Source organism: Candidatus Limnocylindrales bacterium (assembly GCA_035559535.1).
GTDB lineage: Bacteria > Moduliflexota > Moduliflexia > Moduliflexales > JAUQPW01 > JAUQPW01.
The window spans coordinates 104,688-119,780 of record DATMBG010000051.1 but is presented as its reverse complement, the minus strand read 5'-3'; the positions used below and the strand labels follow the sequence as shown (position 1 = coordinate 119,780).

The 15,093-nt window shown below is 43.5% G+C and carries 15 protein-coding genes; 7 read left to right on the top strand and 8 right to left on the bottom strand.

Annotated features, from left to right (window positions below):
* Positions 1-14 precede the first annotated feature (14 nt).
* Both VNM22_19040 and VNM22_19035 read right to left on the bottom strand, forming a co-directional pair.
* Positions 15-536, bottom strand: a complete 522-nt coding sequence (locus VNM22_19040) for a hypothetical protein (protein HWP49260.1) — start codon at positions 534-536, stop codon at positions 15-17.
* A gap of 95 nt (positions 537-631) precedes the next feature.
* Positions 632-3,001, bottom strand: a complete 2,370-nt coding sequence (locus VNM22_19035) for an MMPL family transporter (protein ID HWP49259.1) — start codon at positions 2,999-3,001, stop codon at positions 632-634.
* A 585-nt stretch (positions 3,002-3,586) separates the two neighbouring features.
* Here VNM22_19035 and VNM22_19030 point away from each other — a divergent pair.
* Complete coding sequence (locus VNM22_19030; protein HWP49258.1) at positions 3,587-4,579, top strand: family 16 glycoside hydrolase; 993 nt, start codon at positions 3,587-3,589, stop codon at positions 4,577-4,579.
* A 61-nt stretch (positions 4,580-4,640) separates the two neighbouring features.
* Here the strand turns inward: VNM22_19030 and VNM22_19025 are convergent, their stop codons facing one another.
* On the bottom strand, positions 4,641-5,405 hold the full coding sequence (locus VNM22_19025) for a nicotinate-nicotinamide nucleotide adenylyltransferase (protein HWP49257.1): 765 nt from the start codon (positions 5,403-5,405) through the stop codon (positions 4,641-4,643).
* Positions 5,406-5,536: 131 nt separating this feature from the next.
* Between VNM22_19025 and VNM22_19020 the strand changes: the two genes are divergently transcribed.
* On the top strand, positions 5,537-6,271 hold the full coding sequence (locus VNM22_19020) for a cupin domain-containing protein (protein HWP49256.1): 735 nt from the start codon (positions 5,537-5,539) through the stop codon (positions 6,269-6,271).
* 137 nt (positions 6,272-6,408) lie between these two features.
* Here the strand turns inward: VNM22_19020 and VNM22_19015 are convergent, their stop codons facing one another.
* Positions 6,409-6,741, bottom strand: coding sequence for a hypothetical protein (locus tag VNM22_19015; protein ID HWP49255.1), 333 nt, complete (start codon positions 6,739-6,741; stop codon positions 6,409-6,411).
* 185 nt (positions 6,742-6,926) lie between these two features.
* Between VNM22_19015 and VNM22_19010 the strand changes: the two genes are divergently transcribed.
* From VNM22_19010 to VNM22_18995, 4 genes are all read left to right on the top strand, one after another.
* Positions 6,927-8,225 (top strand): MFS transporter, encoded by a 1,299-nt coding sequence (locus VNM22_19010; protein ID HWP49254.1) that lies wholly within the window; start codon positions 6,927-6,929, stop codon positions 8,223-8,225.
* 387 nt (positions 8,226-8,612) lie between these two features.
* A complete protein-coding gene (locus VNM22_19005; GenBank protein ID HWP49253.1) occupies positions 8,613-8,912 on the top strand; it encodes a hypothetical protein in 300 nt (99 codons plus the stop codon).
* A gap of 17 nt (positions 8,913-8,929) precedes the next feature.
* A complete protein-coding gene (locus tag VNM22_19000; protein HWP49252.1) occupies positions 8,930-10,123 on the top strand; it encodes a cyclic nucleotide-binding domain-containing protein in 1,194 nt (397 codons plus the stop codon).
* A 106-nt stretch (positions 10,124-10,229) separates the two neighbouring features.
* The gene (locus VNM22_18995; GenBank protein ID HWP49251.1) at positions 10,230-10,706 is read left to right on the top strand and encodes a tetratricopeptide repeat protein; all 477 of its coding nucleotides are present in this window, start codon (positions 10,230-10,232) and stop codon (positions 10,704-10,706) included.
* 58 nt (positions 10,707-10,764) lie between these two features.
* Here VNM22_18995 and VNM22_18990 read toward each other — a convergent pair whose 3' ends face one another.
* From VNM22_18990 to VNM22_18975, 4 genes are read right to left on the bottom strand one after another with little or no spacing between them, the layout of a single operon-like run.
* Positions 10,765-11,202 carry a hypothetical protein gene (locus VNM22_18990; protein HWP49250.1) on the bottom strand — a complete coding sequence of 146 codons (438 nt, stop codon included), beginning with the start codon at positions 11,200-11,202 and terminating at the stop codon, positions 10,765-10,767.
* Positions 11,203-11,217: 15 nt separating this feature from the next.
* Complete coding sequence (locus VNM22_18985) at positions 11,218-11,793, bottom strand: LemA family protein (GenBank protein HWP49249.1); 576 nt, start codon at positions 11,791-11,793, stop codon at positions 11,218-11,220.
* Between the two features lie 18 nt (positions 11,794-11,811).
* Complete coding sequence (locus VNM22_18980) at positions 11,812-12,837, bottom strand: TPM domain-containing protein (protein HWP49248.1); 1,026 nt, start codon at positions 12,835-12,837, stop codon at positions 11,812-11,814.
* The gene (locus VNM22_18975; protein ID HWP49247.1) at positions 12,819-13,364 is read right to left on the bottom strand and encodes a TPM domain-containing protein; all 546 of its coding nucleotides are present in this window, start codon (positions 13,362-13,364) and stop codon (positions 12,819-12,821) included. Before VNM22_18975 ends, VNM22_18980 begins: the two co-directional genes overlap by 19 nt.
* A gap of 625 nt (positions 13,365-13,989) precedes the next feature.
* On the opposite strand from VNM22_18975, the gene VNM22_18970 reads away from it, so the two are divergent.
* Positions 13,990-14,376, top strand: a complete 387-nt coding sequence (locus tag VNM22_18970; protein ID HWP49246.1) for a hypothetical protein — start codon at positions 13,990-13,992, stop codon at positions 14,374-14,376.
* Positions 14,377-15,093: the final 717 nt, after the last annotated feature.

The following is a 15,093-nucleotide window of genomic DNA, read 5'->3' as shown; positions in this document are numbered from 1 at the left end:
ATGCCTTGATCCTTTTAATTCGATCTTAATAACTTATCCAATACCTGGAAAACTTTCTCTTTACGATCTTCGACTTTTCCAGAGTCGGTATAGATAATATCCAGGTCCTTATTAAAAATAACCACGTTCACATCTTGACGATTGAGATTAAAGGATCGGATGACCTGACCGTTCCAATCGATAAGCAAGGAGATCTTTTCAGGGACATGCTCCCGGAGAGTTTTTTTTACCTCTTCGGGAGTTTTATCTTTAGCCTCCTCGGCGTTGGCAACCCGAAGAACTTTGAGGGTTTCCCCATATCTTTTCCTTAGGGTTTCCTCCCAGGATTTGATCCTCCTCAGAGTCTTCCCATTTCCGGCTGCCAGAAGCACCACCACATTCCCCTTATAATTGATAAGAGAATCTTCCCGATCCAGTTGATCTTTTAACGTAAATAGTAAACGACTGTCTACCATTGTATAACCTGAAGGGACGGATAAGAGAAACCCAATCAGGCTTAAGCTACTCAAAAAATAAAAAATAATTTTTCCCACCATAACCTGACCTCCTATTACTTTGTAAAGTTAATTTTGAGTTATCCCTCTGGGGAGTGAAAGCAGCCCTATAAGTCCAAAATTAAGTAAACAGTGTACTATTTTAAAGGTTTAAAAATAATGAGGGTTAAGGGAAGGATAATCAGATTACTGATCAAAGCCAACAAAAGGGTCATCCCGGTCAGCAGAGCAAAGTAAATAGAAGGCTTAAAACTTCCGAAAATACCAACCCAGAAACCAAGCACCAGGATCATCGATGAGGCGATCATGGCTCTTCCTGTATTTTTAAGGGTGGCCTGAATGGCAGAGGTATAATCCTTTAACTTTGGAAATTCGAGTTTAAACCGTGAGAGGAAGTAAATGGTGTTATTGATGGCTAATCCAATGACAATACTGGATATCATGGCTGTCGGTACACTTAACTCAACCCCGGTCCAGCCCATGAAGCCATACACCATCAGAATGGGAATCAGGTTGGGAATCGCGCTCATGAGACCGATAAAAGTAGACCGATAAAGTAGACCCATGGAAATTAAAATCAAAGGTAGGGCAGCAGCCATACTTTTGATTTGGTTACGAACCAGGTAAGTAGACATATTAGATAATACCAACATGCTTCCCGTAATGCGAATCTCCTCTCCCTCCTGGAAAGCCGTGTTAATATAAGTCTGGATCTGTTGAAGCATTTGCTGGGAACGATCGGTTCCTATAGCTTTTACGCGGCAAGAAATTCGGACAAGGGAGAGGTCTTCGGTGATAAACTGGAGATATTCCCGATCTTTGGAGGTAGCCAGGAAGTCCAGATATTCTTCAAGGTCTGATTCATCCTCCGGCAATCGATAAAAAGCCGGATCGTCCTCATGGTCTGCCTGATAAAGCCTTTTGATCAGATCTACCAGAGATAGGGTTTTAACTATCTCGGGAAAGGTATTCAGGAACTGTTGCAGCTCTTCTATTTTTTTCAAGGTTTTTAAAGTGATCCTGGAATTGAGGGCTTCAGATTCCGGGCTTTGAACGCTGGATCCTTCAACCGACTCGAGTCGCTTTGGACCCCGAACGGTAATCTCCAGGGAGTTTACCCCGGTTAGATGTTCATCGATGAATTGAGTTGCCTGATACAAGGGAGCTGTAGATTTAAAGGAACGGATAATATCCGTTGTTATTTTAATATGAAACAGACCCATGGAGGAGACAACTAATAAAATTCCTGTAATAGACAAAACCCAGTTTTTCTTGGAAAGGATGATCTCTTCTAGATAGGATAAAAGCTTTTCTAAATAGTCCCATTTTTTACCCTTCCAGGGATCTAACTTTCCGACCTTGACCTGCACGATCGTAAGAGGTACCAGAGTCATGGCCAGAAAATAAGCGAAGGTAGCTCCCAGGGATGCGTAAATACCAAAATCCTGAACGGCAGGAATGGGGTTTACCATGAGCGAAGCGAAACCGATAGCCGTTGTAAAACTGGTAAGAAAGCAAGGAATTGCAATAATGGAGAAACTTCTTACCAGGGCTTTCTGTGGATCCCCCAGATTATAAAAATCTTCTCGATACCGGTTCAGAAAGTGAATAACGTTTTCAACGGAGGTCACCATGACAATAGGGGTTAATAAGGTGGTAATGGCATTCAAAGCTTTTCCCTGTAAACCGTATAATCCAATGGTCCAGATAAGGCTCAAAAACATGACCAGAAGAGGTAGAAGAACTTCCAGGACGGTAGAGTAAGTTAGACTCAAGGCAAGGGTAATGATCAGAAATATGAAGGGAAGGAAGATCTTCTGGTCTCGGCGAATATACTCTGCTAAATCGGTTACCTCAACCGGAATACCGGCAACGTAAAAATCAAGTTTTGAGGAGGGATGTTTTACCTTATCCTTCTGATCCCCAACCCCTGATTCCTGACTTTCGGCTTCTGCTATTATCTCTCGAATTTTTTCCACGATCTTCTTTCGATAAAAGGGATCTCCTTCCCGGGGAGTTATATCTACCAGAATGGCTGTAGTCTTTCCATCTCTGGATAATAGGAGGTTTTGCACGAGGGGGTTCTGAGCTACTTCAGAGGCAAAATCCTGGAGAGTTTTTTTATGGGAAAGAACCTCTTCAAAAGGAACTCTTAAAGCCGGTCCAAAGACATCACTTCGAACATCCTTGAAATTAACCAGGCTAACCACCTGGGTTACGTATGGAATCTGCGAAATTTTATCTGTCAAAGCCGAGAGTGAGGCAAAGTTTTCTTCCGTAAAAAGTTGGGGAGAATGTAATGCAATGACAATAACCTCATCACTGCCAAATATCCGGTTAAATTCTTTTAAGTATTCAACGGTTATATCACCCTGAGGGAGTAAGGACTCATTGGAAGGATCCACGGTAACATGCCAGGCATAGAAAGCAAATACAAGGGTCGGAATCATAAGGACTATCAAGGCAAGTCTGGGGTATTTTAACAAAGGGCCGAGTAACTTTTCCATACTTTTATTTTGCCAGACCCTTTTTCTACCGTCAAGGATATGTTTTTTAGGGGTGACTGTAACAAGTTATTAGGTATCACTTTTTCTGTCTGAACATCCCCTAACCAATAGGTGTCAGAATAAGAAGGTTAGCCCAGCGGGGCGATCTGTTTAACAGGACACGACCCTGAAGCTTGAAAAAATTCTGACTGACTGAATCCCCCGACTTCTATCGGGGGTTACCTACGGTTGGCCCTGACGGGCTTTTCAGCTTAACCTGGCGCGTATGGGGAAACACCCCCTTCCCCCCTCGAGGGGGGAAGGGGGTATTCAGGCTGAAAATAAGGCTTTTTCCCTTTCTCAGCTTGATACGTATGCTGGCTCCCCAGTGATGGACGAAAATCGTTTGGACAGGTTACTTCTACCGGCAAAAAAATTATATAGTAAAATTAAAAAACGTACTTTAAGTTATAAAAAGATGGTTAAACCTTTGGAAATCTCATTTTTTGCATACTCTTTGCAGGAAATTAATTTGTTATAAAGATAATTATTTCGGATCTTAGATCTGAATCATAAAGACCTTTTGAGAAAAAGGAGTTTTGTTCCATGAGCACCATGAACAAATGGATTTTGTTTATTTTGATTACCCCCTTGTGTGCCTGGGGGTTATTCTTGTTATTTAACAAGTCTCCACAAATACCTGATTTTTCTCATGAAAAAAGTAAAACTGTGGGGAAGACCGACACCGAAAGCCAGGTTAATCTGTCAGGAAAGACTCAAACCGAAAGTCCGGTTAATCCGCAGATCCAGTTAAATCCACTATCTCAATCTGAAAAAGCTCCGGGTAATGAGGTAGTGTCAGGCCAAAAAAGCGCACCTCTGGAAAAGCCTTCTGGAGATACCAAACCTCAACAGCCATCGGATACCATGACCCATTCTACTCTACAGAATACCCCGACGAGAGATCTTCCGGTAGAGACTCCGGCGGCTAAAAACACCGATGGCAACAAGATCTTAACTTATCGATTCGATGCAGATAAAGAAGGAGAATCTCCTCAGGGATTTTCTGCTTTTCGAACCGGTCGAGGTTCTCAAGTTAAATGGGTAATCATAAAAGATTCCTCCCTCTCTAATCAAAACTGGGTACTTACCCCCCAATACACAGGGAAAACCGATGCCCAGTTTCAACTTCTCCTGTTGGATGAAGGGGATTACCAGGATCTGGATGTAGCTGTAAAGTTTAAACCGGAATCTGGAAAAACAGCACAAGCCGGTGGGATTGTAATTCGTTATCAGGATCCTAATAATTACTACGTCATCCGGGCCGATGCTTTAAAAAATAACTATAGCCTCTATCGATTTACCAGGGGAAAACCGGTCCGGATCGCCAGCAAAACGGTAAAGATTACTCCTAACGAATGGCATACCCTTAGAATTCAATGTAAAGGCGATCAGTTCGAAGGATATCTGGATGAGAAACTTTATATTAAAGCGCAAGATTCTACTTTCAGTAAGGGTAAAATAGGTTTATGGACCAGAAAAAATTCCATTGTCCAATTTGACGATCTGACGGTTAGCCTTTTAGGAGCCAAAACCTAGCCGACGGAGAATGGTAGGAGGAAGATAGAGATTCCCTACCATGACGGCGGGGAGGACCTTATTATTTGTTCTTATTGCTATATAATCCGGTTTCTTCGAGGTAGCGTTGAACTTCTGGAGGGACTAATTTTTCTATGGAAAGTCCCTGCTTCCTACGGTTTCGTACCTCTGTAGCCCGAGGATAAGAATCGGGCAACTCAAGGTAATGAATTTTAGCCAGTAGACCGGGGTCCATTTCTTTTGTCAGTAATTCTCTCAACGCTATTAAGCTGGCTTTTCCACCCCCTACAATAAAATAGCCGGTAGCAAATAAATCTTTGAGCGGCTCTTCTCGGTTTGTGTATTTCTTATAATAACGGGGGTAGTATTTACCCTCTCTGTCTAAGATTCGCTCCAGGGTATCATATCCCACGATAAAATAAATTTCGGTTCTTTCAGGATAATCAGCCTGAATAGCCTGGAGCATATCAATAAAATAAGGATGGCTGCAGACCCCGACAGAAACTTTGGAATGGGATGAGAAGACCTGGAGCAGCATCTTTAAACGGTCTTCCAGAGAAGCTTCATAGTTTGTCTTATCGGCGTTTCTAGGGCTGGCTAAAAGTAAGACTTCATTCAGGTTAAAGATTTGCCGGGCTTTTCTAATCAATTCTACATGGGTGATGGTAGGAGGATTAAAAGAAGCTGAGAAAACGCCTAATTTCTGACCCGGCGATAGAACCCCAAAACTTGCCTTCAGAATGAAATATAGGTTGGGATACGTCTGGTTAGAAATAGTCTGTATAATTTTTTTGAACTCCTGATGGGGTAAATTTTTTTGCTCCATACATCTCTCCTAAAATTTCCAGTTGACAGGTCCTTGTTCTACTTACAATATATGTTATAATTCCCAATGGTTCTCAGGGGGAGTTCAAAAATTTTTCCCATCAACTCCTGAACCCTTTAAGGAGGTGGATAATGTCAAAACAAGCTATCACGCAATGGGTGATTTTAAACGTATTTTTATCCCTGTGGATTTTATTTGTTAATCCACAGAATGTTGAAGCTGTAGAAGCCCAAGGGGTGAGTCGGCAGGTTTTATTGGAAGCCGTTGTGGACGGCTTAACCGAGGGAAAGTATAAAATGCGTGCGGTAGAAATGACCGTTGAACCGGGTGGTTCCATGAGTGAACATACCCATGGAGGTCCGGGAGCCCGTTATATAATCTCCGGAACCCTTACCTCCAAAGAAGATGGACAGACTAAAACCTATACAGCTGGTCAATCCTTTGCCGAAACCCCTCAAGTTCATCACAGTTATAAAAATGAAGGCAAAGATCCTGTAAAAATTTTAGTTTTTGAGATACTCCCTATGGGAGAGACTAAAGCCCAGGCCGCTCAAGAAAAAAAAGGAATTACCTCCAAGACCACGCTAGAACAGGAGGTCGATGGGCTGACTGCCGGAAAGTATAAAATGATACTGGTCAGCTTAAAAATAGCACCTGGGGGATTTATCGGAGAACATACCCATCAAGGCCCCGGTATAAGATGGGTTGCCTCCGGAAGCCTGACAATCACCACAGATAAAGCCGACACTTATAAGGAAGGCCAATATTACTTCGAACCGGCCGGAACCCACATGGCCAGAGTCGAAGGTGATAAGAACAAAGAAACCCAACTGATCCTCTTCGAGGTTCGACCGGCAGACAAGTAAATTAAGAACCGCTGAAGGGGTGAATGGGAGAATAGACATTCAATCAATTCCCCCCCCCATGCGGGGGGATAGAGGAAAGGGGGCTTCCTTGGTAGAGGCAATCCTTCATTCTCCCATTTCCCCTCTTTTGAGACTTTTTACTCAAAAATTTTCTTCCCCCCCGGAGTCGATTTTTTATCGATGGGATCTGCTATTTCCATCTTTTTCCGAATCTCCTGGATATCTTCTCCGGTAAGATGGGCCAGGATTTGCGCCTGCTGCCCGTAACGTTCCGATAAAGATTTCTGATAACTTAATCCTTTTGCACACTTCATCTCTCCTGTGAAGGGATGGCAGAAGATATATCGGCCCTGAAAAGTTTGTTGATTCGGAGTCTCTTGAAATACAAGATCTTCTGGAAATTTATCCCGGGTGTATCGAACACGCAGCCGACTGATATAAACGTTGGAGTCTTTGGATTCATCAGCCAAAATACCCCGGCCTTTTTTAATTCTTCAGGTGTTAACGGATTGGTAGCGCTATAAAGACCAAATTTTCCGTTTAGAGTTTCCTGACCAATAGAAAATAAACCGCTCCCCAGGTTACCCAGGCTGAATCGTTAAAATTTCGCAACTGTAACTTGACGGAATACCTCCTCCCTGGTAAATTGACCCTCATGATGAAAGCTTCTCAACGGACCCGATTCGTTGCTCTACAATATCGTGATTTCCGTCTTCTGTGGTTGGGTCAGCTTATCTCGTGGATCGGGTCTCAGATGCAAGCGGCGGCTATCTTGTGGCATATTTCTGAACTCACCGAATCCCCGCTGGCCCTTGGAGGGGTTGGTGCCTCCCGATTAATCCCCGTTTTACTTTTCTCTTTGATGGGTGGTGTTGTTGCAGATGTTGTAGATCGACGGCGATTGATGCTCCTGACCCAGAGCATTATGGCCTTATTGGCCGGTATTTTGGCCATATTGACCTTCTCAGGCTGGGATAGGGTTTGGCTTATTTATTTGATCTCCGCTTTATTGGCTTCAGCAGTTGCTTTTGATAACCCGGCACGTCAGGCGCTGATACCTGCTCTGGTTCCCAGAGAACATCTATCCAATGCCATCAGTTTAAATTCTATCGTGCTTCAGATAGCCTCTATTGTAGGGCCTTCCCTGACCGGAGTCGTATTGTCGGTTAGCCATGTTGCCGTTATTTATTTGATCAACGCAATCTCGTTTTTCACGGTTATTATTGCCCTGGTACGCATGAATTTACCGGCATATACCACCCACAGTCTGCGCGGGGAGATTAGCTTCCAGGCCATGCTGGAGGGGCTACGATTTGTTCGTCGCTCTCCGATGATCCTATCTACCATGCTGTTGGACTTCTTTGCAACCTTCTTTGCATCGGCAGAAGCCCTGCTTCCTTTATTTGCCAAGGAAATTCTCCATATAGGCCCGAAGGGTTACGGTTTGCTATATACCGCTCCGGCTATTGGGGCTGTTACTATGGGAGCCATTCTTTCTTTATTCGGTCGGATTAGGAAGCAAGGGCCTCTCATTTTAGGAAGTGTGGCCATCTATGGATTAGCAACGGTGGCTTTTGGCCTTTCCAGGACATTTGTCTTATCCTTCATCTTCCTGTTTCTGACCGGAGCCGCCGATACTGTCAGCATGGTCATCCGGGGGACTATTCGCCAACTCCATACCCCTGACCACCTGCGGGGGCGAATGATCTCCGTAAATATGATCTTTTTTATGGGTGGACCTCAATTGGGGGAGTTAGAAGCGGGAGTTGTAGCCCAGTGGTTTGGGGTAGTATTTTCCATTGTAAGTGGGGGCATCGGCGCTATCCTGGCCGTCATAGGTATTATGATCTTCTTTCCGGCCTTGCGACACTATGATTATGAACCAGAACCTGTGATACCCACTTCTTTAGACTCTCAACAGAAAGATAAGGAACCCAAGGTAGATAAAAATTAAAGGGAGATCCGTGAAAAAATAACTTACTTCAAAGACCAGGCCGTTGAAGGGGGTCGGTTTATAGAGCGGAAGATTCGAAAGAGGGTATCATCCCCCCATACGGGGAGTAAGAAAGGGGATGGGCTTTTTGCACAGGCCTGATGATAGAAAGAGATAGGGATAAAATGGCAAACGGAATCTAAAAACCTCCAAGCTCCGTCACCTGTTGGAACTTTTTTACTCACCCTTAAGTCTATTACATGGAGGTTGAGTCCTGGAAACGAGAAAAATTTGCTTGCCAGTTAAAACTTTTTTTGGTACGGTTTATTTACCGAATTTTTTCCCCGTTTGATCTTTTCTATAAAAACCCAGGAGTTAATTATTTAATGGAGGGTTAAGGAGCCTTTTATGAAAAAGACCCACATTATTGTTAAAGCAAAAGATCTTGAAAAGTTTCTCACTCAGCTAGATTCTTCTCCTCAAGACCAAAAAGAGTGGGAGAAGCTCCGGGATAAGTTTGATCTGAAAATCTTGGAAAAAGAGGTGAAGAATCTGAGCGAGGAGAATTTAAGGGATCTGTTTGCGAAGCTTCATGTTTTACCCGATGATGAATTGCAAGAAGCCTTAAGAAGTTGTCCTGAGATTCGAGAACTTTGGTATGATCATTTTGCCAGATGGGCTTTTGGTGGAGAGCCAGATCCCTTTTAATCCCAAGTGGAATAGTTATGGCGATCTTCAACTATAAAACCAAAGAGGTTATAGGTAAAATTGTTTATTACGGGCCCGGATTGGGAGGAAAAACGACTTCTTTGCAATATATTCATGAACATGTCATTCCGGAGCGGAGGGGTGAGCTATTTTTTCTGGCTACAGAGGATGATCAAACGATTTACTTTGAACTTCTTCCCCTTCAAGTGGGAAAGGTTCAGGATTTTAACCTTCGATTTCAGGTTTATACAGTTCCCGGTCAGGTGAAGTATAATAACACACGAAAAGCGGTCCTTCAAGGAGTGGATGCCATTGTTTTTGTGGCCGATTCACAAAGAGCCCGTCGAAAGACGAATATTCTGGGTCTTGAGAATTTGAAGTTTAACTTAGCCGGATATAACCGACGGTTAGAGGATATTCCCTTAGTGTTTCAATACAACAAAAGAGACCTGGACGGCATTCTTACCCTGGAAGAGCTGAACCGGGATTTGAATCCGGGTAACTTACCTTACTTCGAATCTGTAGCCCGAGAAGGTAAAGGGGTTTTAGAAGCCTTCGAGGTTATATCGTCCTTAGCCGTCCAAAATATCGAGACACGGCTCCGGCAGACTCAAGGGAAATCCCCCCTATCTACCTCCACCACTTCCCAGGGGACCCTTGCACCTTCCCAACAAGAATTTTCAGATTATATTTTAGGAGATGACAAAGAAGGCCTGTGGGGAAGTACGAAAGGTATCGATCTTCTTCTTTCCTCAGATAGTGATCCACTTCCTTGTGCCTATTATCAGGACGGCGATATTATCTTTGAAAAGGGAGACCCTGGAGATAAGATGTATTATATTGAATCAGGGAAGGTGGAGATTGTTCAATGGGGTGAGTTGGAGAAGGAAGTTCTCGCTGTTTATCAAAAGGGGGATTTTTTTGGAGAGATGGCCCTGTTCGCTGATAAACCCAGATCGATAACCGCAATAGCCAGAGGCTTTACCCAGGTCCAGGTAATGACCAAGGAAACTTTGTCCGATTATATTCATAAAAAACCTGAAATAGCCCTTGCGCTCATCAAAACCTTATCCAATCGGATTCAGGGAAGTAATCAAACTATTGGTAAATTAACAGATAAAAATAAAGAACTCTCTCAGCGATTGAATCAGGCTTATAAAATTATTAAGCAGCTTACCCAGGAAAACAAAATACTCAAAGGCCTCTTGTAAAGCTTGCAGGATATAGTGCGAAGGTTTATTTCGTAAGGTAAATCACGAAATAGTACCTGGCACTATTCCTTAAATATTCCTTAGAACAGGGAGGAGATGGATTGAAATGGAGGATCGAGATAGAGCCATGGAACTCTTCGAAATAGCCTATGAGTACCAGATGAGAGGAGAGCTAGAAATGGCTATCGATTACTACAAGCAGTCCATCGAAGTTTATCCGACTGCGGAAGCTTATACCTTTCTGGGATGGACCTACAGCTTTATGAGGCGGTACGAAGAGGCTATTGAGGAGTGCGAAAAGGCTATTGAAACAGACCCAGATTTTGGAAATCCTTACAATGATATTGGTGCTTACTTAATTGAATTAGGGCGTTATGACGAGGCCATCCCCTATCTAAAAAAAGCCATGGTGGCAAAGCGATACGAAGCCTACCACTATCCCCACTACAATTTAGGACGAGTCTGGGAGAAAAAGGGTAAATGGTATGAAGCCATCGAAGAATATACCAAAGCCCTCGAGATACGACCGGATTATAGTTTAGCCCATCGAGCTAAAGTCCGATTACAGGCATTAATGAACTAAAAAAGATGGAAGACCGGGGGAGGGCCGAAGATCTTTCTTCTCCCGGTCTTCCATTCTCCTATTTAAGGGGGGTTCGAAGTTTATAAACTATCGTACCTTCCTCTGTTACCTCCATATCCAAAACTCCTTGAACATAGAGATGGCCTACCTTCTCTTCTACCTCTTGTAAGGTGAATGGGCTATTGGCGGCAAACTCCCCGGTGGCCAATCCCTGGGGGTTAGACTTTGCCATCTGAAGGATTCTGTTTTCAAGTTCTGCATTGCGTTTTGCTTTCTCAGTCTGTTTGGTCCGGATAATCTGATAAACCCCATATCCCATTCCCAACAGACCGATTCCCAGAGGAGCCAATCCGAAAGCAAGGAACCCGATCAAGTCAACGGCAAAAGGTCCCTGGGATCTATCAAACTGGAAGAAAAGACCGATCGTATAAAAGGCTCCGATGATGGCCAGGAGGGCTCCCACGCCTATACAAATTACCGGGAAAGCTCGACCCATGTTTAGGACTCCTTTTTATCTATTAAAATTAATCTGAGGAGCAGTTTGAGCCCCTTCAACTGCCTTAAAATAAGGCTTCTCCTTATCAAATCCAAAAATTTTGACCGTGTAAATCACGGGGATTTTTCGGGCATAACTGTTATAGGCCTCTACCGCCTGATTGTATCGCATTCGCTCCACAGCAATACGATTCTCCGTTCCTGCAACTTCATCCATAAGTCTGGCAAAGGTGGCATCCGCTTTAAGTTGAGGATAGTTTTCCACGACGGCAAAGAGTTGCCGGAGGCTTGTTTCCATTTGATTGGAGGCATCTATTTTCTCCGGAATACTTTTTGCGTTCATCATGGCAGCTCGGGCGTTGGCAATATTTTGAAAAATCTCCTTTTCATGACCGGCATAACCTTTAACAATATTAACCAGATTCGGAATCAGATCGGACCGACGCTGCAATTGATTTTCTACCTGGGCCCAGGCAGAATTAACCCGCTGATCTAATTCCACCAGGGTATTGTAACCACATCCCGAGGTTGATAAAATGAGCAAGAGCATCAAGAGAGTTTTTTTATAGAAAGTGTAAGGCCGTCGAAGCATAACCTCCTCCTGTCGTTATTAAAAACTCGACCCGGCACCCCCGCCCCCACTGGAGCCTCCTCCAAAACCTCCAAAAGAACCGCCAGAACTTCGGCCAGATCCTCCAAATCCGCCAAAAGAGCCTCCACCGTATGGTCCGTAGTAAGAGGTGCGAGTCAGCCTGGGTGTCGTTTCCATTTTTACCTCATGATATCCACATACCGGGCACGTATAAACAACCTCACGAAGTCCCATACTTGAATAAGATGCAGGTCGGAGCGTATTCTTCTGGACCAACATCCGATTCCCACATCGAGGGCATCGATTTCTCAAATTCTGAACGGATGCCCATGCACCTGGAATAAAAGGAATAATGAAAGGAAAAAAAGCAAAAAACAAATAGAAAAGCCCGGGCAGGGTAAGCAAGGCTAAAAGACCCAAGGGCAAAGCTCGATTTCGTAAATTCTGAATCCCCAGGTAGAAGATCCAAAAGATAAAGTAAATCCAACCGCTCAGGTAAAGAAATCCGCCCGTTGGTAACCGGCGTTCGACTTTTTTTGAGGAAGTAGGGGAAGTTTGGGTGTCTTCCAGAATAACCCGGGCGATCTGTTGGGTTCCGGCTATCAATCCCTCTCCCCATCGATTATTCTTAAAATAAGGAACCATGTACGTGCGGATAATCTCCCCTACCTTTCCATCTGGAAGGATTCCTTCCACCCCATACCCGGTCTCAATCTCAATTCGTCGGTCTTTTACGGCCAATAAAATCAGAACGCCGTTATCCTTCCCTTTCTTGCCAACTTTCCATCGGTTCAAAAGCTCCGTTGCATACTGTTTGGGAGTTAAAGGAGCAGTACTCTCCACCGTAACCACCGCAATCTCAGCCGTGGTTTGCTTTTCCACATCTGTAATAAGGTTGTTGAGTTCTTCTCGAATTTGGGGGGTTAAAACGTTGGCAAAATCACTGACCCAGCCTTGAGGTTCAGGATATTGAATCTGAGCCTGGATCGGTAAAATAAGAACCCAGCCGAGTAAGCAGAGGAAGCTTAAAACAGTTTTTTCCACCAGTTAAGTTCTCGTGCTTTTTGAGTCCCTTCAATAATCTGACCCAAAATATTCACTGCCTGGTAGAGCCCTTCACCGTAATTCCCCTTCTGTAAAAAAGGAACCACATGCCTTTGCAAGATCTGAAAAGATTCTTCATCGGTGATTACAGGCTCCAGGGAATAACCTACTTCGCTCTCAATCCGACGCTCTTCCAAAGCGAGAAGGATCATGATCCCCCGATTCTCTGTCCCTCCCATATCCCATCGATTGGCAAGCCAGAAAACATATTCCGAAGGCTTAACGGGTTTTGTCCTGGGAACTGTAACCACTATCAACTCGGCTTGGGTCTTTAAGAATATCTCATGGCAACGCTGCTCAATTCGAAGGACCTCTTCCTTGGAAAGAACCTTTGCAAAGTCATTAACATAACCAGATCGAACCGGCGGAGGAGGAAGTCGAGAATCCAGAAGGACCAAAGTAAAATGGCAATCAGGACAAGCCTCTACACGATCTGAAATTTCTGTACCGCAACTGGGGCATTTCATAACTTTATGGCCTTTGCTTTAGTAAATGGCCGATATTATCGCTTATCTGGTCTCATCCAGGACACTTATAAGAAAGATACCTGCCCTGGATTTTTCTGTCAAGAACAACGGATTTCATTGCGTTTCGGCTTGGGCTAAATTGAAATAAATCCTCATAGGCAACTTGACTCTCTTTGAACGCACCTTCAGGTAAACCCTTGCAGTGCGCATTCAGATGAATCAGGATACTCTGAACGATAATTCAATGGGGTTTCATGTTTAATTCTCCCTATTTTATAGATCTCTTATAGATCGATTGAGAAAATCTTCCTGTTTGCCGGGTGACCCGGATGCTATACAAGGTAAAGTCGTTATGCAAGATCTTTTTGAAGATTTAAGGTTGTTGTCCCCTTAAAGGGGCAACTATATTTGAATTAGACAAGAATAAAATCTCTACCCCCATGAACAGGTTCCCCTTCTTAAAGACAGGGTTGTGATTTAAGTTCAAATTTAATCTGAAATATATAGACGGCCCTCCAGATCTGGAGGCTTCTATAAGATAAACCTGATAAACCAGTTAAGCCGGGGTATTTGGAAGACGGTTGATCGGTTGGGGTGTAAATTTAACGGATCGGGAGGTTTAATTATGAATCAACTTAAATTTCTGCTTCTGTTTCCCGTTTTAGTAGCTCAAATTTATGGGTTAGGAAACCAGTCGATTATTGTCAATAAACCGGGCGGTGGAGCGATATGGTCTAAAGGCTTACCCTGTCAGGCTGCTACTACTATCGAATGGTCCTTAGATCCCAGGATTATACGACGCTTGCGTAATCCTGCCTTTTTTAAATACGATATAGAGCTTTATAAACCGGATGGGAGCTTAGTTTCCCAGGTTGCTACCCATGTATCGGGGTTTAATTACTGCTGGCATATTCCCGAAAATCTACCCGAAGGGAACTATCGAATAAAAATTTTAACTCCCGACAGAGTTTTGAGCGGGGAGAGCCAGGTCTTCCAGATTACGGAAAAGTAAGAAAAAGTATATAGTTCGCCCTGGGTTTGTTGAGGTTTATGGTGGGTTTATTAAGCTGAGGAACTCTTCGGGATTAGCTAGAGATGATAGTAAAGGACTTGCCTTTCGACAAACCCAGGGCGAACAGGGTGTGGCTTTTCTTTCAAGCCACAATTCTTACACGTTGGGTGTTTTAATAAAGACCCCTTTTAACCTTTTTTAACCTTTCAGGGAGTATACCTCACCTTCTTTGAAATGTTTAAAAACAGGTCCCAGGTAACTTCTTATTCAGGAAAGTTACCCAGGCGCTATTAAATCTAGGAGGTTCTTTTTTTAGTCTTACAAACTTGATGCCAGAGGCGGATTATTAAGGTCTTGAGCGCGAAATCAAAATCTTCTGATCCCTTTAAGGCGATAACCCCCCTAAGCCTGGGCGAATCTGTCGTAGAAAAATGACGTTTGGAAGAAAGAGCATGGTTTTAAAACCTGTTTATATAGCGGTTTCGAAGCCTTTTAGAGTCTTTAAGGTATTGTGTCATAAAATTATGACATGTTGTCCCAAAAATTGAGTAATCTTTGAATATACTTTCCTTAGATGTCTTTGTCCGGAGTTGACAGGCAGCTCGTGCGACTGAAACACGTCCGGTACCGGCCATTGAAAAATGTATCCTTCAGGCTACAAGAACGAAAAAGACTTTTGACGCATTTCGCTAAATAGAAAAGATGGCTCATTAGACC